The 19153-nt window shown below is 43.1% G+C and carries 15 protein-coding genes; 1 reads left to right on the forward strand and 14 read right to left on the reverse strand.

From position 1 onward, the window contains the following. Positions 1-8: 8 nt before the first annotated feature. The 8 genes from ACQEXR_RS09385 to ACQEXR_RS09420 all read right to left on the reverse strand — a co-directional run bounded on the left by ACQEXR_RS09385 (position 9) and on the right by ACQEXR_RS09420 (position 10439). Complete coding sequence (locus ACQEXR_RS09385; RefSeq protein ID WP_427020190.1) at positions 9-1043, reverse strand: formylglycine-generating enzyme family protein; 1035 nt, start codon at positions 1041-1043, stop codon at positions 9-11. A gap of 469 nt (positions 1044-1512) precedes the next feature. Next, positions 1513-4056 (reverse strand): helicase C-terminal domain-containing protein, encoded by a 2544-nt coding sequence (locus tag ACQEXR_RS09390; RefSeq protein ID WP_427020191.1) that lies wholly within the window; start codon positions 4054-4056, stop codon positions 1513-1515. 378 nt (positions 4057-4434) lie between these two features. Then, complete coding sequence (locus ACQEXR_RS09395; protein WP_427020192.1) at positions 4435-4905, reverse strand: GIY-YIG nuclease family protein; 471 nt, start codon at positions 4903-4905, stop codon at positions 4435-4437. A gap of 95 nt (positions 4906-5000) precedes the next feature. Continuing rightward, entirely contained in the window at positions 5001-5750 is a 750-nt protein-coding gene (locus ACQEXR_RS09400) for a hypothetical protein (protein ID WP_427020193.1), read from the reverse strand. Positions 5751-5882: 132 nt separating this feature from the next. After that, positions 5883-6581: a hypothetical protein gene (locus ACQEXR_RS09405; RefSeq protein ID WP_427020194.1), complete on the reverse strand. Its 699-nt coding sequence runs from the start codon at positions 6579-6581 to the stop codon at positions 5883-5885. Positions 6582-6715: 134 nt separating this feature from the next. Then, on the reverse strand, positions 6716-7228 hold the full coding sequence (locus ACQEXR_RS09410; RefSeq protein ID WP_427020195.1) for a J domain-containing protein: 513 nt from the start codon (positions 7226-7228) through the stop codon (positions 6716-6718). 390 nt (positions 7229-7618) lie between these two features. Next, on the reverse strand, positions 7619-9280 hold the full coding sequence (locus ACQEXR_RS09415) for a methyl-accepting chemotaxis protein (RefSeq protein ID WP_427020196.1): 1662 nt from the start codon (positions 9278-9280) through the stop codon (positions 7619-7621). A gap of 385 nt (positions 9281-9665) precedes the next feature. Further along, complete coding sequence (locus ACQEXR_RS09420; protein ID WP_427020197.1) at positions 9666-10439, reverse strand: DUF4344 domain-containing metallopeptidase; 774 nt, start codon at positions 10437-10439, stop codon at positions 9666-9668. A 226-nt stretch (positions 10440-10665) separates the two neighbouring features. On the opposite strand from ACQEXR_RS09420, the gene ACQEXR_RS09425 reads away from it, so the two are divergent. After that, on the forward strand, positions 10666-11022 hold the full coding sequence (locus ACQEXR_RS09425; protein ID WP_427020198.1) for a YibL family ribosome-associated protein: 357 nt from the start codon (positions 10666-10668) through the stop codon (positions 11020-11022). Between the two features lie 77 nt (positions 11023-11099). Here the strand turns inward: ACQEXR_RS09425 and fbpC are convergent, their stop codons facing one another. From fbpC to ACQEXR_RS09455, 6 genes are all read right to left on the reverse strand, one after another. Further along, positions 11100-12161: a ferric ABC transporter ATP-binding protein gene (fbpC, locus tag ACQEXR_RS09430; protein WP_426953143.1), complete on the reverse strand. Its 1062-nt coding sequence runs from the start codon at positions 12159-12161 to the stop codon at positions 11100-11102. Between the two features lie 18 nt (positions 12162-12179). After that, complete coding sequence (locus ACQEXR_RS09435; protein ID WP_331418099.1) at positions 12180-14264, reverse strand: iron ABC transporter permease; 2085 nt, start codon at positions 14262-14264, stop codon at positions 12180-12182. A 65-nt stretch (positions 14265-14329) separates the two neighbouring features. After that, positions 14330-15364: an ABC transporter substrate-binding protein gene (locus ACQEXR_RS09440; protein ID WP_331418098.1), complete on the reverse strand. Its 1035-nt coding sequence runs from the start codon at positions 15362-15364 to the stop codon at positions 14330-14332. Positions 15365-15441: 77 nt separating this feature from the next. Further along, positions 15442-16743 carry an MFS transporter family glucose-6-phosphate receptor UhpC gene (gene uhpC / locus ACQEXR_RS09445; RefSeq protein ID WP_426953144.1) on the reverse strand — a complete coding sequence of 434 codons (1302 nt, stop codon included), beginning with the start codon at positions 16741-16743 and terminating at the stop codon, positions 15442-15444. 86 nt (positions 16744-16829) lie between these two features. Continuing rightward, positions 16830-18434, reverse strand: coding sequence for an MASE1 domain-containing sensor histidine kinase (locus ACQEXR_RS09450; protein WP_427020199.1), 1605 nt, complete (start codon positions 18432-18434; stop codon positions 16830-16832). After that, entirely contained in the window at positions 18431-19066 is a 636-nt protein-coding gene (locus ACQEXR_RS09455; protein ID WP_427020200.1) for a response regulator, read from the reverse strand. The genes ACQEXR_RS09450 and ACQEXR_RS09455 overlap by 4 nt, the downstream gene beginning before the upstream one ends. Positions 19067-19153: the final 87 nt, after the last annotated feature.

Consider the following 19153-nt stretch of genomic DNA (forward strand, 5'->3'; position numbering starts at 1 on the left):
TTTCAAGGCTAATTGGTTTGTTCCGTGCTTTGGACGGAGCAGCGGAATCCTGTACGATACGACGGTTCATCTCTATTTAAAGGGTCATAAGCACGAGCGACCGTGACCATGGCCCCCCAGCCTCGTATAACTTTGTACTCACCCGTTGCAGGGCCCTGAGGATCAAGTTTTGGCGACACTTTATAATAATCTTTAGCGTACCAATCATTGACCCATTCTGCTGCGTTGTAAGTCATATCGTAAATACCGAGGGGATTGGGTTCAAACATACCAACAGGGTTTAAATCCGTATCAACATTAGCGGTTTTTTCGGTAAACTCCTCATAACCCCCTAATTCTGGGTTATAGAAACCCCTTCCTCTAAACTGAATAAAGCCATTGTTGGTTGCGTAGTAGAGTTTTTGCCCACGACTACGTGCGGCGTATTCCCACTGTGCTTCGGTGGGCAGATCCACTGGTAGTGAGGTTAATTGCCCCAGCCACTGACAATAGTTTTTGGCATCTTGCCAATTTACATTTCTAGCAGATTGTCTGAGAAAGTTAGGTAAGGCGGTTTTATAAATCTTAGAGCCGCGTTCTAGGTACTGCCCTTCATAGATACTCTGTTCAAATGGTCGGCCAAGTGTTTGTAAGTAAACATCATAATCCAGCAACTCCGCTTCATACTTTGACAACGAATAACTGCTTAGGGTGACTTCATGTTGAATATCCGCCCCGCGATCAACGATCGAGAACTGACTGTAACAACTTGCTTCCGGCGTCCAGACTGGGCGATTAAGATCGTCGTTCATGCAGGGCATACGAAAGTCGCCCATAATAAAACTGCCACCTTCGACAAACATCATATTTTCAATCGACTTTACCGCGACCTCGCCGATCTTTTGTTTTAGTTCGCTGTCTGCATCTGGATAGTGTTTGTTGACATTACTAATAATGGTGTTGAGCTGCTGTTGAGAAAGCACGTTGCTGGAAATGTCGATATCGCTATTGCATGCCGCCAATAAAGGAATCGCCCCGAGAAGACCTAGCCATTTATAATTCATTATCAATCCTCATTATTTAGCTGTTTATTTTAAGCGGCTAAGCAGGTGACATGAAGTTAATGACTCGGAAATAATGTGATTTTCCTTCCTTTTCTTAATGATGCACACCCAGTTAATAATTAATCAATCTATCAAGTAATTATCATTAATGACCTAGTTAAAGATTATTTTAATACTTTAAAGAGTACGGCATTTCAGCCTCGTCATTTTCCCTCGGTAGTTAACGTAGTGACAAAGTCACTTGGTAATTAAGGTACGACAGAATCGCTTGGTGATCACATGAGCTAGCCTCACCAGCTAGCTCGAAGCTGGACAGAAATCATTTAGGGTATAAGTTCTAAACGATTAAGTTCAGATAAACTAGATTTGATCAAAACCTAGTTCCTTACAATCTATAAAGCCAAGCGTCTTGCTCGATTTTGATAGTGCTGTTCAATTAAAATCAGCACTATCAAATTAAATCATTATATCAATGGACTAATAGTGTTTGTTCAAAATAGTTATCAACTAGTTCATCTGCGTCTAATTTATACTGATGTATCGATTGATGAATAACGGTGTCAGATAAGCTTCTGAGATCACTACTTTTAAAGCTTAAAACAAATGCTCTTGCATTGGAGACTAAGGATTTCAGCCCACGCTCCCTAAGAACCACAACTGACTCGTTGAAACCAGTGTTTGATTTAACTTTCTTTGTCGGAATAATCATTGAGTAAATCACGTTAGCTCCTGGATAGAAGCGCTTAAACCAAGCAATATTGTTGTTAAATTGTCCTGTTTCTTCTTTTAATATTTCAGAACGAGTCAATTTAACTTCACTTTTACATTCTATAAATAGGTACTCACCGTTCTTAATTGCCCACAAGTTGTCAGGTCCCGACTTCCAGTTAGCATCAGGGCGTTCGGTATTAAAACCGAGAAACCTTCCCAATTCGTCAATCGCACTTTCAAATCGTTCTGCTTTAACTCCAAAAACAAGGCGCGAGAACACGTCATCCATGTAAACAAGAAAGTCTTCGAAGTCATCGTATTGACCTATAAAGCTTTTAATATTCGAAATTCTTTCATGTGCTTTAAGGTCAATCTTTGTAAATTGGTACCCATCTGGTGGCAAGAACAAGCGTTTGTTAGTTCGATGGGCGTTCACTTGCATCGCCATACCCTCGACACGATTTTGAGCATATAAATATCTAGACATTTCTTGTAGGTACCAACCCCGCTCTTCTTGGGATAGATTGATTGAGCGGTTATCTAATAGACTTTGAATAGTATTTATAGCTTTATCATGTTTTCCTTCAGCGTGAAAACACTCTGCCTTACGCTCTAGAATTAGCATTTCATCGCTACCCGATGTCACTCTACATTCATCTACATCAATCGAATTCATACTATCAATATAGAATTGTTTCCAAGACTCATCTCGTCCTAAGCCTTGGTTGATGACGGAAGTAAGCATTTGAGTATAGGTTTGCGAATCATCCTTATCCTCTCGAGCATACTTTGCTAGCTCTAAACCAATATCAATTTGCTTCCTTGTTTGTGGTGAAAGGTACGGTCGAGACCCTTTATATCTGATTTGTTTAACTAAATCGTTACCTAAGAGTAGGATTATGCAATAGTCTTTTTCTCCTCTTACTGCACGACCTAACCCTTGCTCAATTGTTTGAGCTGTTTTTATTTGGGTAAACGTACTATTTGGTATGCAACTTTCAATGTATTTTTCAGTTATAGTTTCAGTTATGGGCAACGAATCAATGACAAGAATACGGCACATGTTATCTGGTAAATCAATACCATCATACTTCGCCGCCATAACGACTGGATTCGGAAATTGGCCTTGCTTTAGCTTATCTACTTCAGTTAATAGGTTTTCTGCATCTACTGTTGTTGCGCCAAGGCTATCCCAAATTTTTGTATGCCAATTACTAGGGGCTATAGCAACAACACCGTATTGAGTATTCCTCCACTTTCCGACCCAGTTTACAATATTTTCTCTGGTTAAACTCCCATCAATTAGTGAAGGAATCAGTACCATTTTTTCACCTGACCATGTCTTTTCAAAAGTTAATGGGTTTTCTATTACCTCTTTAGTTAAACCAAGATCGCGTATAAAAAATGAATCGTTTGATATTGTTGCTGACATGAAAACACGATGAGACGCGTTGAAGAATGAACCAAACATATCCATCGGCAATAATCTAGGAGATATTTCAATTCCTTTACCTGAAAAAACAGCAGAGCAATGTTTTAAGTTGTCTTTTAAAAGGTTCCAGACAAACCATACTGATTTGTCCATATTCTTATTGTATTTTGAGAGGATTTGAACAACTTCATCGTGTTTTCCTTCCCAATCCCAATATGGCACGGCAAGGATTGCGCTTTTAGACTCATTGCAAATATCCGCATAGGTACCCGCTCCTTGCTTTTTTAACTCCTCCCCAAACAAATGAAGTAGCTCATTAAAACATTCAGATGAACGTGGTATTTTGAACTTACTTCCTGTTTTTATTATTTCGATACAGCTGTGTGCATCATCTAAAAGGAAGTTTTCAACATCAACTGAATCCAGTCCTATACCGAAGTTCGAACTCCGACCATTAAAAACCATTTGAGCATGTGTGATGAGTATCTTTTCACCATTTATAAAGTCCTCAGGCAGACCATTCTCATTGATTGCGCAATGCTGAATACCAAATTCATCTGCTTGTATACGAACTTGATCGGCTAAGTATTTGTTGGGACATATATAGAGGCTTGCCCCTTTTTTTTGGTTAATCTTGGACTGTAGTATTAGTAAACCGATAAGAGTTTTTCCTTCGCCAGTTGGTAATTTGATTATCACATCGCGCTGATCTTTGTAGTTATCAAACCAATTATCCAAGACCGTACTTTGGACAGGAACTCGAAGAGGACCTTTATTAGCATGTCGATCTAGTGTGTCGTAGATTTCACGTGGATGAGTTTTCTTTTCCGTCCCCTTACTAGATGAACGCTTTTCGAAATTAATTGGCATGCTCTGTCCTTAAGTTAAATATTTCAGGTGGTTACTTATAAAACACTCAAATAAATCACCTATCACGATAAGCACTTTGTAGCATTAAAACTATTTGGTCTACTTGATAGATCACAAACTTTACTTTTGATGGAATAGGAGACGAGATAACGATCATTAGCTGCGATTTTCGCAATAACCAGCCACACAGTTGAGGATTCGATCGACCACGATGAATTCCGAGCAAAGGAATGGTCTCTAAAACGTTTGGGGGCAAAGGTGTGTTTGCCACGATTGGCTTCAGCACACCTCTGGACAAAAGTGTTTTAGGTCTGTTGTTCTAAAACACTTGTTCCGGATTATAGAAAAAGTATCTTGATACCTTAAATGCTTGTAGAGCTACGCTGGTACCGTGAATCCACATTGTAGACACCGTTCACCACCGTAGTTTTTATTGTAGCTAAGCCCTAAACCACTACCACATTCAGGGCAGAATTCTGATATATCTAGTGATGCCCACTCCCAAGCGTCTACATACTCCGGAATACTATCCCTATCGAAACCTATCAGCTCACCAGCATTAGTCTGTTTGGCTATGTAGCTACAATAGCTATGTTCTTTTAGTAGTTCCAAAACTATCTCGTGGTTTATTTCGAACCACTCACCAACAACGTTAAGATCGCTGTATTTCTGGTGAAACTCTTTTTCTAGTTTCCGATCATTATTGCTGTTTATCCAACCCATTAGAGCTAATCTTCGGGAATTGCCAGTTTGAAGATTTTTAAGTCGTTGTGCTGGATTTTTACTAATGCCGATCTTAATTCTTTGGTCCATCAAGTCTTCATTTTCGATGATAAAGTAGAGTGCCATATATATCCATGTAGCCAAATTAAGGTGTGAACAACGCCAACCACTTTACCTAAACTGAAAGCGCCAAGCGTTGTGAATCACTCTTAAATTTATTTTTATATGAATATTGCCGCCAGTGTTATGACTATAGACCCAAGCCCAATTACAAAAGGAAACTGATAATCCGTGAAGTACGACTCTGTAGCCATATAGCGAAACCAACCAAAAAACCGCAACGACCAAAAATGAAGAGGTATGTATATAACATCAGAGATGTAATATTCAATGTCGTTGAAACTAGGACTCTCTGTTTCCCTCGTGGGAGTGAAGCCTGTCAATCCAGCATTTCCAAAGTCCACATAAAACTGATTTTGAGCTGCGATATCTTTTTCCATACTATGAGTTACACCAAAATAAGCTCGTTTTCTCAAAGGGAAGATGGTTTCATCTTTACGGTTGTCTAGCCACCTTGTCTTTCCCCCTTCTCGGTGAGATGGATCAAGGAAATAGATGTCATAAAGAGAAGGATCAACACCGGAGAGCTTTCGCCTTATCATTTTTATGAGGTACTTACGCTCCAACGAGTAGATATGCTCTTTTATGCGTCTTTTCATTTCAATGATATAAGTTTCTTCGCGATAATATTGCCAGTAACGTATGAAGAAGTAAGCAAATAATGAAGCCACTGCAACCTTTATATATTTAGGGTTATCAAGCTCAATGACTGTACCAAGTATATTGATCTTTTCAACACTTGCCCCAGTCCAGAAAAACAAAGGTAAAATTAGAGAGAAGATCATAAAATTTCGACGTTGCCTTAGAAGACCGTCAGAAATTTCTCGTTCTCTTGCTTTAGTTTCGTACAAGTTTCACCTCATTCATATAACGCCCGTTAAGGTGTGAGCAACGCAATACCGATCCTCCCGCATGCCACCTTAAACACCAAACACAACGCATAGTAAAAATGCCACGCGTTGCGAATCTGCTTAAATTTATTGTTAGTTTTTTATATCGTTCTCAGGGAAGTAAATATCATTGCTATAAATATGTGTACTTTGAAAGCCGCATCCCCGAATTACACCTACGTAAAACATCGTTAGGTAAACAGCCATTACTAGAATTACTTTTAGGCTTTCAAATGTGAATAAACCAGCATTTGATGAGAATGTAAATATATGGACAACTAGAGAGGGTGTTTCCCCATAACCAATAGTTAGGCTGAAGGCACTTGCCAAAAGAAAGGCAAAACAGTTCTTTTCTAGATTAAGTAAGTTTCTAATTTCCTGCTGTTTTTCAGCAACTACTCCAAAAGCAACTGCATTGTCGTTTTTGATTGCATAGGTCCGCATTTCTGATGAAGAAACGTAGTTCTCTAAGTATGAGTTCCGGTAGTTTCTGCAATCTGATGTCTGTAACCATTTAATAGTTGGAAGTGCTAGTACAATTTGAGACGTAATGTGTTTTGCACCTGTAACGATTACTGCCATAAACATGCTGTAAACACAGAGGAATACCAGAAAGCTACCAATAGTTACATTTGACTGAATATAACTAAAGTTAAGATCATAGATAGAAGCCCCCTGCCCATATAACAAAATACCATCTAAGAATATCACGAACGTTGATAGGAAAACAAAATAGTTGAAGCTATCAGCTCTATCCATTATTTGATTAACATAAGATAAGACTTTGTCCATTTGACTCTCCGAAAAAACTAACGCTCTGTTAAGGGGTGAACAACGCAATACCGAAACCGCCGCATACCACCTTAAACACTAAAACAAACGCATAGTAAAAATGCCACGCGTTGCGAATCCCTCTGAACAGTTTGTTATGCGACTTTTCTGCGGAGTTTTTCGTACGCATCGTTTAACCTCTGCATCATTGCTTTACTGCCCCCCTTGTCAGGATGGTGTAATGAAGCCAAACTTTTGTATCGTTTTCTTAACTCTTGAGAACTCGGCTCACTTTCATAACCCAAAATATCTAAGTCACAAAGGCCAACATCACTCTCTGAACGTTTATACCTTAGCTGATTATTTAGAGATTCAATGTCCCTTTCTGCAATTGACAACTGGCGTTTTAGGTCAGTGATTCTCATATTGGCTTGTCGGATCGTTAGGTTCGCCCGCTCTAAAGGAGTTAAAATAGGTTCTTCTACAAATGATTCACAGCGCTCACGCCACTTATCGATGGCTATTTTGGAATTTTTAGCCCTGATATTATCTGATACAACTATAAAGCCTTGCGATTGTAGCTGACAAATCTCATCTGACGTATGCTCAGCCATTACATCTAAAGCTAAAAAAAGCCCATCCAGTTCCAATATATAAAAAGCTTTCAATTGCCTACCTCTTAGCCTCGAACTTATCTGTCGCAGAACGCTTTATAGATGGATTTTTCCATCTTTTCATTCTGTCTATGTTGCTGGTATTCATTATGAAACTCAATAGGAATCAACCTGTTGTGTGAATCATCATATAGTTACGAGGTCGAGCTACGGAAAATTTTCGTATAAAAGACCAAAATACGGATTAGAATAATTTAGTCTATCGGGGTACTCGGCAGATGTTCCGATCGTAGGTCCTGAGAAGGAAAGGGGCAATAGTGAGTTAGCTATTCCTCTAAAGTCCATAAATGCACAGGAAAACGATGAAAGTGATTTCTAGTATTTTGGGATAAGAATAAGCCCGCAGCAGAGGTGCGGGCTGTAAAGGAAACGAAAAGTTGAGCATCACACTTTAAAGCGGCCAACCAAGTCGTATAGTTCGTTGGCACGGTGGTTGAGCTCTTGGCTACCAGCGCGATTCTCATTTGCCAGTTCGGCAGATTGCGAACTCTGGTCTGAAATGACAACCACACGTTGAGAAATTTCCTGACCCACTAGGCTTTGCTCTTCCGTTGCCGTTGCGATAAGTGAGTTCATATCCATGATGGTTCCGATTGATTCCTGTATCTGAATGAGCGCTTTGGCGGCGGCATTCGCTTCTTCAACGGTACTTGCACCACGTCTTTGGCTAGACTCCATCGCTTTCACTGCATCATCAGAGGCGGCTTTTAGTTGCTGGATCATCTGGTGAATCTCTCCAGTACTATCTTGAGTGCGGCTAGCCAGTTTGCGTACTTCGTCAGCTACGACCGCAAAGCCTCGGCCTTGTTCACCCGCACGAGCGGCCTCAATGGCTGCGTTCAGCGCAAGTAGGTTAGTTTGCTCAGCGATGTCTTGGATGACTTCCAGTGAAGAGGAGATATTCTGTACGTCGCCTTCTAGACGAGAAATAACGCCATTGGCTTGTGAAACCTCTTCAGCGAGAGCTTCAACCGATTGTGCCGCTGAATTAACGATGTGCTGCGCTTCTTTCGCGTAGTCATCCGCTTCTTTGGCTGATGATGCCGCCTGACTCGCGTTGTTGGAGATCTCGCTAGCTGTCGTTGTCATTTCGGTCATTGCCGTCGCGACTTGTTCTGTCTCTTCACGTTGCCCTGAAGCCAACTCATCGACTTTAGCAGCACGCTGGGACATATTGTTGGTTTCCGCGACGACTTGCTGGCCGACATCACTAACGTTTGCAATGATGGTCTGAAGGCTGGCAACGAAAGCGTTAAAGTTATTGCTTAGCCTAGCAAATTCTGGGGCTTTAAACGCTTCCATACGAGCGGTCAGGTCAGCGTCACCGCTTGCAAATGAGCTAATGGAGTTATCAAACATTTCTAGCGGTTTCATAATGGTACGATTTATCGCAACTGCGAAGACAGCAACGATCCCCGCGATGACTAGACAGAAAATGACGATAGCTGACAAGGTAGTTTGCAACGCACTAAGGGTTGCGGCTTCCATATCGGCAATGATGGCATCAATATCATCTGTGTAGAAACCAGTCCCCAGCATCAAATCCCACTCTGGAATAAAGATTGAGTAGCTCAGTTTAGGCAGAGGCTTAGTTTCGCCTGGCTTAGGGAAGTAGTAAGTGGTGAACTCGCCAGTCTTTGCGTTACGGATGAGATCTTGGATCAGGTAGTTGCCTTGTTGATCTTGTAGATTCCAGAAGTTTTCTCCGATCCCTTTTTCACTCTGCCCCTGAACACGTCGTACGCCTTTGGAGTCGTAACCAAATACGTATCCTGATTCACCGTATTCTAGTGTTTTCAGGGTTGGGTATGCCTCCGCAAGGCTCGCACCTTTCTCTAGAAAAGGTTCGATGGAGGATTTGGCCATTTGAAGATAGTTCCTTAGTTCGGCTTTCTTCAAGTTCATTAAGTTAGCGCGAGTAACTTCGATTTGTTGCTCGTTCAGTTCGGTGGTTTTCATGTAGGTAAAGCTAAGCATACCTAACGCGATAACTAGCAGCGGAACCAATGCCAAAATATATAAGCGGCTGCGAATTGTAAGACTCATACAAACATCCTGTTTAAGTAATAGTGGCTCATTGACCATACTGCGATCTAGAGGACCGAATAGGCAAGAAGCTTAATTATTGGAATCATGCTTATAGACCAAAAGTTTATCTTATAAGATTAGCCAATTTATCGGCTCAGGACTGTGAATCTTGAGGGGTTTGCAGATTCTCGTTATTAGACCTTAGTACAATCTATCGAAAACATTGCTTGTCGTCGCAGTAACTCTTTGCTGTCAACCATTTAGACTAGTGGTAAAGGTTGTTGGTAAACTTGATGTATAGCCAATCTGCCCATCGCTTTTACACGCAATGGGCAGCGGCCATCGTAGAAAATCGTCAATTTAGTTATGTTTTCACCTCGATGTTTCTCCGAAACCGTTATGGCTATTGATCATCGCTCACTGACGTTAAGTATCTGTGCCAGTTTTGACTCACTGCTTGATATTGATAGATACAAAAATCTTTACGATCCGCCAGATAGTCGTTTTCGACTTCGTCTAATAAGCTTTTATGTTGTTCAGGGTTGCTGCCATAAACTAGGCACAAAGTTGAGAAGTAGCGTTGTAAGTCAAAGCTGTGCTCGTCTATGTATTCACCAAAATCGTAATAGTCAGGACGATCTTCGGATTCAAAGGCGAACATATCGGCGGCACTGATTGCTGCATCTTCTCCATTTTCCACATATTCGATCATCATTAGCGCAGCAAAATTATCTACGGCATCTTCTTCCTTGCCTAGAATCGGGATGTTTTGGTCGGTAATATAAGCGTGTCCGGCTTCGTGAAGCAGGGTGTGTAATACGGTATCAATGGCACCGGCTTGCGCACTCTTGCCAAATTTTTTGTCATACTGATTTTTCTTAAAGTAATCCAGTGCTTGCTGATAGAACTCGTAAGGCATATGAACCTGATGCGTTTCTGGATCGTAAAGTGGGCCTTGATCGCCACCGTATTGGATGGTTAAGGTGTTTTTGAACGGAAAAATACTCTGCGATAAGTCGACTAAGGTTTGGTTTACACCACTTTGCTCAATCTCAGACTTGGCCATTTTCTCAACCTCATTTTGTGGTTTAAGATAGCGAATGACAACACTTTCTGAACCGGCAAAGACAGTAGATGCAAACAGCATTAGCGAAGGAAGTAACACACGATAAAACATACTCAATCCTTATTATTATCTTGGCATGGATGGGCTTAACTAATACTGGCATATAATGAACGATTTCGCTCTAGTTTGCCGTTGGTGACACTCAATTTTGAATGATGGATTGAGGGCAGGGTTGTTCAAGGGAATAGAGGGGAGTGAAATGATGATTATCATTAGGGAAGCAGCTATGCTTGTGCTACACTCGCCGACCTTTTCCGTTTCTATGAGATAAATCACCATGAGCCTTAAAAAAGAACTTCAAAACCTTCATAACCGTCTAGATACTTGCCAACGTAAACTGGACGCAGCGAAAGGTCGTGGTGATCAGGAAATGATTTCTCAGTTCACTGATGAAATTGAAAAACTCAACAAGAAAGTAAGCTCAATGAAGCATAAGCAGCAATTCGATCGCAACAAAGAGCGTAAGAGCTTGCAGGATATGCCATTCTCTCGCGAAATCACGAAAGCGGAACAGGCGGATATGGGTAAACTGAAAAAGTCGGTAAAAGGTTTAGTGGTGGTTCACCCAATGACAAAGTTGGGCAAAGAGTTGCGCATTGAAGTGATGACAGGCTACGCACCGACCAAGTTCTAATGCCAACGTCTTGTATGTATTTAAAAAAAGCGCCTAACGGCGCTTTTTTGTTTGGTGTTACGCCCAGTGAGCACTCACTATTCTTGAGCTGTTTGGGGTAATAGGAACACACCATTGGGGTTGATGGTTAGGTAGGCGTGGTCTGCGTAACTGGCGTCGAACTGTGATGAGTTGAGTTGTAACAATAGCTCGTGACCTTGCCATTGAACCACGACTTCATACATAGACCCCATATAAGCAAAACTGCTGACCTGACATTGCTGGCAAGCCTCTCCTTCTTCGGCGAGGAGGATTGCTTCAGGTCGTACACCAATCTCATAGTCGCCAGCGACAATGCCAGCGAGATTATCTTGATTGGCTTTCAATCGGTAGCCATGGATATCAACGTATGTACCATCGTAATGGCCGCTAAACATGTTGGCTTCACCCATAAAGTTCGCCATGAACATAGATGCCGGATGCTGATACAACTCTGTTGGTGTACCTTGCTGCATGATGTCGCCATCTTTCATAACAATAACGGTATCGGAGACGGCAAATGCCTCAGCTTGGTCATGAGTAACATAGAGTGATGTGATATTAAACCGCTGCTGTAGGTCGCGAATAGTTTCACGCATATTTCGGCGTAAGTTGGCATCTAGGTTACTGAGTGGTTCGTCAAATAGCAGAACTTTGGGTTTTAGAACCAGAGCGCGAGCAAGAGCGACACGTTGCTGTTGACCACCGGAAATTTGGTCGACGTAACGTTCGCCAAATCCCTCTAAGTCGACTAATTTTAGAGCGTCTTTAACTCGCTGTTTGATTTCGGCTTTATCTAGGCCAAGCATTTTTAAACCATAACCAACGTTGTCTGCTAGCGACATATGTGGGAACAAGGCATAAGATTGAAACACCATACAAATGTCACGATGTTGAATGGAAGTATTGGTGACATCTTCTCCATCGATAAAAATCTGCCCGCTGGTGGGTTTTTCTAATCCCGCCACTAAGCGCAAGACGGTGGTTTTGCCACATCCTGATGGTCCGAGTAGGGTGACGAGTGCCCCTTTCTTAATTTCAAGGTCTAAATCGCCAATGACGGTCTTATCCCCAAAGCGTTTGCAGACATTCTTTAAGACTACAAAGTTTTCTTTTTCCATGAGTTATATCTCCAATTGCTACTCTTGGTTATTGGCTTTGGAACGCGAGACGCGTGCTTCACCGACAAGAAAATCAAAAATCAAAATAATCGCTAACATGACAACAATTAGGATTGAGCCATAAGCAATCGCAATCCCGTATTCGCCGTCTTCCACTCGATTTAATATGTACGAGGTGGCAACGCGAGTTTCGGGGGTGACCAAGAAAATAATCGCGCTGACGGTGGTCATCGCTCTCACGAAGCTAAACACTAAGGTTGATAAAATCGCAGGGCGTAGGAGTGGCAACAGCACATGTGTAATGGTTTTAAGCGAGTTTGCGCGTAGGCTAAGAGAGGCTTCATCAAGTGCTTTATCAAGTTGGCCAAGACCGGCGATACCTGAGCGAATCCCTACCGGAACATTGCGCATTACCATAGAAATAACCACAATTGCCGCAGTACCCGTCAAGTAGATCGGAGCATCGTTAAACGCGAGAATGTAAGATACACCCGCAACCGTGCCAGGAACGGCGAAACAGAGCATGGTGGCAAATTCAATCACTTTCTTACCATGGAATTGCTGGCGAACCACAATATAGGCAATCAGCAGACCAAAGAAAGCGGTCAAAGGCGCAGCAATGCCAGCGTAGATCATCGTTGTGATAAGCGATGGCCATGCACCTTCACCAAAACCACTGCCGAATAGGTTTAAGTAGTTAGATAGGGTTAGGCTGTAGTCTACGCCCCAGTTAACCGTAAAGCTTCCATAGAAGATGCTGCCGTAGAGTAGGATGTTAAACGCCATCCAGAAGTAAAGTAGGCCACAGACCGCATGTTTTAGAGAGGTAGGCAAAGGTTGCACATCGCCGCGATAGGACTTCCCAGAGATGGTGACGTATGAGCGCTTACCAATCCATAGGTACTGAACGACGAAAATGGCGAGTGAGAAGAGCAGCAGAACCGCACCGAGAGTACTTGCTGATGCGTAGTCCAGTTGAGCACCTGCGATATAGAAATAGATCTGCGTTGCCAGTACGTCAAAGCTACCACCGAGCACAAGCGGGTTACTAAAGTCAGCTAATGACTGAACAAATATAATTAGGAAGCTATTAGCTAGTGCCGGTTTAAGCAGTGGCATGACGATTTTGAAGAAGGTTTGATAGCGGTTTGCACGCAAGGTATAAGACGCTTCTTCGAGTGAAGGGTGTAGTGACTTCATTGCCCCATCCAAAATCATAAATGACATAGGAGCAAAAGCGAGTACCTGTGCAAGCCAGATACCAGTGAAACCGTACAGCCAGTTGGTCTGTTGTAGACCAAACCAGTTGACCATGAGTTCGGTGATGTAACCAGAGCGACCCAACATCAATGTCACACCAAGGCCGACCACAAAAGGTGGGGTGACAATCGGTAAAATGGAGAATATACGTGCGATAAACGCGCTGCGCTGCGCAATACGAGTTGTATAAATAGCGAAAATCAGACCAAAGAAAGTCGCACCGATACCAACAGCGATACCTAAGCCAACCGAGTTGATTACGATCTGAATAATGTGCGAGCGACTGAGGATATCGACAAACTGCCAAGCGACAAAGTTGCCCATTTCATCCTCAAACATTGGGACGAAAATGGCAAAGCTCGGATAGATAATAAAGACGGTGATCAACAGAACGATAGCGATCAGTGAGCCCACGACGAAGGCATCTCCACCAAGGTATTCTAGGCGTGAGAATGCGAGTGTCATGACGGCACCTAACACCGTAAACAACACTATGGTGGCATAACCCATACCGTGCTCGGTGTACCAAGAAGAGATCAGCACCAGCAGCATACAAAATGCAGAGTAGCCAATATCAAACTGATGACGACGTTTGGCATATTTGTTTTGTGTTTTTAATGGACGTAGCAGCAAAACAGCAGGAAGGCCGAACCATAACCACGAAATATTGACACCACTCCAACCCATGGCGGAATAAAACTCATCAGGAGTAGAGTCGATCAAACCATAGTCGAGAGCAAAGACAGGAAGAAGAATGAAAGCGACTACCAAGCTCAATATCCAGTAAAATACGGGATCGCGCTTAGTAAGTTCAGGGCTAATATGCGCGGTGAGTTCGTTCATAATTAATACCTAAATTTATGAGCAAGTAGGGTGATGACAAGCATCATCACCCGTTCCCAGTTGGATTATTGACCCATCTTGACGATGTTCACCCATTTGTTGATCAAACGTTTACGTTCGTCTGATGAACCGTACGTTTCCATATCGTAATCAATGAGCTCAAGTGTTTTAGGATCAAGAGCGTTTGGCGATTGCTCGGCAGTCGTATTGGTTAGGATTTGGAATGATTGACCTTTTTTCCATGCAGTTTCCTGACCCTCTTTCGACAAAACGAAATCCAAGAATTTCTGTGCATTTTCTTGGTTACGCGCTCCGTTTATAATACTTACACCGCCGATTTCGTAGCCTGTACCTTCACACGGAGCGATAAGTTCTAGAGGTGCGCCTTTTGATTGTTCTAGCGAGTAGTCGTGCAAGAAGCCAATACCGATAGCGACTTCACCACGAGCGGCGTTGCGCGATGGTGTTACGCCTGATTTAGTGTATTGAGAGACGTTTTTATCCAACGCTTTGAAGTAGCTAAAGGCTTTGTCTTCATCCCAGAGCTGTATAAAGGTGGCGAGCGCGGTATAAGCGGTACCAGAGCTTTGTGGGTCTGAAATTTGAACTTCACCCACATATTCCGGCTTAGTTAGGTCACTCCAGCAGCGAGGAATTGCCAGGCCTTTTTCTGCCAGACGGTCCTTATTGACCCCAAAACCTAGAATCCCCATGTAAACCGCAGAAGAGTAGTTACCTTTGCGCTTGGCTGGGTCTTTAAAATTGTCCATGATGAATTCTAATTGAGGGGATTGGTAAGCTTGGAGCAGATCCATCTCGCCAGCTTGCGATTGAGGATCGAGCGTACCGCCATACCATACGTCCGCACGAGGGTTCTTTTTCTCGGCATCAATTTTTGCCAGCGTACTGCCTGAACCATTTCGAACGAACGACGTTTTTACATCATACTTCTCTGAGAAAGCTTTTGTTGTCGCTTCGCACATGGCGTTGGTCGCACTACAGTAAACCACTAAACGACCATCGGCGAGCGCTTGAGGTGCAGCGATTGATGCTGCAAGAATGCAAGCAGAGAGTAGGCTGCGTTTTGTTCCAACTTTCATGTTATTTCCTCTTGTTGTATCCAACTGTAGGGTTGGTAAGTCCTTGCGGTATAAGGCAACGAGAGGGAATTTATCAGTTAGGTTATGGCTATCCCTGCCCGTTGTTGAGCTTTAACAAAAGGAAGAATTAACAGTCCAATTAACGCTGCTGAGAGCGTAACGACGCTGAAAAATCCTTCCCAGTTAAACTGGTCGATTACAAGTGCGAGCGGGTATCCCGCCAGTGCAGCACCAAGGTAGGCAAATAAGCCAACAAAACCGGTCGCGGTGCCCGCCGCATCTTTGTGAGAACACTCTGCTGCGGCCATGCCAATCATCATTTGTGGCCCAAAGACAAAGAAACCAATGGCAAAGAAGCAGCCAGATAAAATGATGAAGTTATCCAAAGGGGTAAGCCACAAAGCGGCCACAGAAACAAAAATCCCCAGAGCAAATAGCAGTATCATTGGTGCTCGGTTGCCGTGAAAAAACTTGTCTGATCCCCAGCCCCCAAAGAGCGAGCCGAGTAAGCCTCCTACTTCAAACATTGACACGACACCATTGGCACTGAAGAGTTGGTATTCGTGACGCTGAGTAAGATAGAGATTGCCCCAATCATTGATTGCAATGCGAACTACATATACCAATAGATAAGAGCTGCACAGCAACCATATATATTTGTTTGCCAATACGTAGGTCTTCACTATTTGCCAAAACGGTAACCCACGCCCTTCTGCTTCATGTGCTATTTCTATGGGGTCGTTAACCCATTCACCAACTGTGGGTAGCCCCATTGAGGTCGGCTTATCACGTAGTCGGAAGCAGAGCATTACACCGACGATAATGGCTAGACTTCCTGGGAGGATAAAGCCAAAGCGCCATCCCCAAGTTACCGCGGCAAAGCCAATCGTTATGGGTATTATCGCGCCACTTAAGTTGTGGCATGTGTTCCAAATAGACCACCAGAAGCCACGTTCAGATCGTGAATACCAACTGGTTAACAGCTTGGCGCACGGTGGCCATCCCCATCCCTGAAAAAACGCGTTTAAAGTCCAAAGCAGCGCGAACATAAATAGGGAAGAACTCAAGCCAAAGGCAATGTTGATCAATCCTGTAAAAATCAGCCCAAGCCCCATAAAGTAGGCAGGTTTGGTTTGATCACTCACCATACCGGAGAGAAACTTTGACACGCCGTAGGTGATATAAAATAGCGTTCCCAAAATACCGATGTCGGAAGTCTCCAGTCCTAAGTCGGTGATCATACTTGGCATCGCAAAATTGAGACTTTTACGGGTAAAGTAAAAAACACCATATCCGACATACATCACCATCATTAGCTGAACTCGCCAATAACGGTACATTTGGTCAATTTGATTTGGGCTTTTGTCAGCGACTAACACGAGCTCCTCTCCTTGGCATGAAAGAATGGTAACCAACCCATAGATGGAATGAATTAGACGGTTTTATATATCTCTAGGAAATTTTCCTAGTTTGGTGGAGATGTTGTGTTTTTTGTGGGTAAGTTAACAAATATCCTACTCCCCAATGAATTTGAGGTGATACTCATCGTTCCTCCGAGAGCACTGACTCGTTCTTCAATGCCTCTGAGGCCTTGTCCTTTCAGCCTCCAGTTCTCAGGTAGGCCTATACCGTTGTCACGCAGTTCTAAACTGAAGCGCACGCCGGGCACTAAAGAGAGTCGTACTTGATTGGCTTGCGAATGCTTGCAGACATTATTGAGTAGTTCTTGGACGATGCGATAAAGCGTCACCGCGGTAATATCATCAAGCCGTTCGGCAAAAATACCGAAGTTAAGACTAAAATCGATATCGCGCTCGGCAAACTTCATTTCCGCCACTAACTGTCGAATCGCACTTTCAAGACCTAGCTCATCAAGGGCATGAGGGCGTAATTGTTTGAGAAGCTGACGAGTTGAATCATGGATTCTTAGTGCTAACTCGTTGGTTGTGTTAGCAATATTGATTTGTTGTTCATCACCTGCCAATCGCTTTGCGAGCATTGATTGAATCTGAATCGCGGTAATATTTTGGCCAATCTCGTCATGAAGCTCGCGAGCCACGGATTTACGAATGTCTTCTTCAACATGGACGAGTTGGCTTGCCAGTTGCTGTTTACTGGCGAGTTCATTGGCGAGTTTTAAGTTAGCTTGATGAAGTTGTTGTGCAAGGAAGTACTGACGACTGATCGCGATACCTAAACCAAGACCAATAAATGCTTGGGTTGAGATAAAAGTTTGCAATTCTAAATCGCTATCGAAGGAGCCGGTTACCTGTCGCGCAGTAGTGAGCAAAATACTGTTCATTACGCTGGCCAGTACGCCCCCTTGCCATCCGTAACGATAAGCCATGAAGATGTTGGGTAATAGAAAGATCAGCAGAGCCAAAGACTTCATCTGCTCGAATAATGTCAGCTCGGTAATTAAACCAATCGCAAAAAACAACAGGCACCAGATCAGGGCTGACGGGCGCAACACCACTTCTTGATGCACTAATGTTGGCGTGAGTGGCTGCCATACTTGGCGGCGCAGATAGTCATACACTAGGTAGAAAAACGGTGTGAGCAGAATGCCGCCAGTGAGTACCGCAATGCCACCTTGAAGCGCATACATGCCACCTAAGCCTACCGGTTTACTCAACAGCAGTAATGCAAAACCACAAACGTGAGCGTAGGCGAGAGCAAGTGCAGACAATGCGAGCAAGCGCTGCCAATAGATTTGAAGCGGTCTCCAAAACTGTTGAAACATGATCGCGATGGCATGGTTAAAACAGGCAAAGAGAATCAGAAGGTAGCAATAAATAGGCGCATTAGTTAATTGAACCAAGCTAGCCACAAGCAAAACCTCAGACATGGTGAACCAAGGCCAAAGTTTTCGCGTGGTTAAAGTATAGATAGCGAGTTTAAACCCAGTTGGTAACAGAAGACCGGCCAACAAAATATCAGGTGTTAGGTAAAGACTGACATTCCATAAACAAAACCAGCAAATAACGTATCCCAAGATGGCAAAGCTATAACTAAAGCCTTTAGTTAAAATCAGTTTTGGTAATTGCTGTCGTCGAGTCAGGTCACTCATACAGGTTCATCACTGAGCAGCTTATGATGGAGTGCAAAGCGAATCAGATCGACGTTATTGGAGAGATCCAGCTTGCTGAGGATATTTGCGCGGTGGACATGAATGGTTTTATGACTGATGGACAGCTTGGTGCCGACTTCTTTCACATCTAAACCTTGAATCAGATGATCGAAGACTTCTCGCTCGCGTTTGGTTAGCTCTTTCAATGCGGAAGAAGCTGATGAGGCATTGCTAAGATTGACTAATGCGTCGGTACACAAGTAATGATCACCTGCGGCGACCTTACGAATCGCGGTGACCAATTCACCTGGTCCACAACGTTTCGAAAGGTAACCATAGGCGCCAACATCGATGGCTTTACTGACAAACGATGCTGAATCATAAATGCTGAGCATGATGGCTTTTAAGTCAGGTTGTTTTGCTCGCAACTTCTCTAGCAGTACTAAGCCACTCTCATCGGGCATCGATATGTCGATCACAGCAACATCTATGTTCGATACAGAAAGGACGCGATATGCATCGCGTGCGTTATCAAACTCGCTGTGCACTTGTATATCGGGTTCACACGACAGGAGTTGAGCAAAACCTGAGCGGACCATAATATGGTCGTCGACAAGAGAAACAGAAATCATAGCGGTTTCCTTGAGGTAGCTTGTAGCAAAAGTTCTAGCAAAAGTGACATATTGAATTAAGTATCAACGCTAGTGAGAACAACTATA

The sequence above is a fragment of the Vibrio sp. TRT 2004 genome (assembly GCF_050113735.1).
Lineage (GTDB): Bacteria > Pseudomonadota > Gammaproteobacteria > Enterobacterales > Vibrionaceae > Vibrio.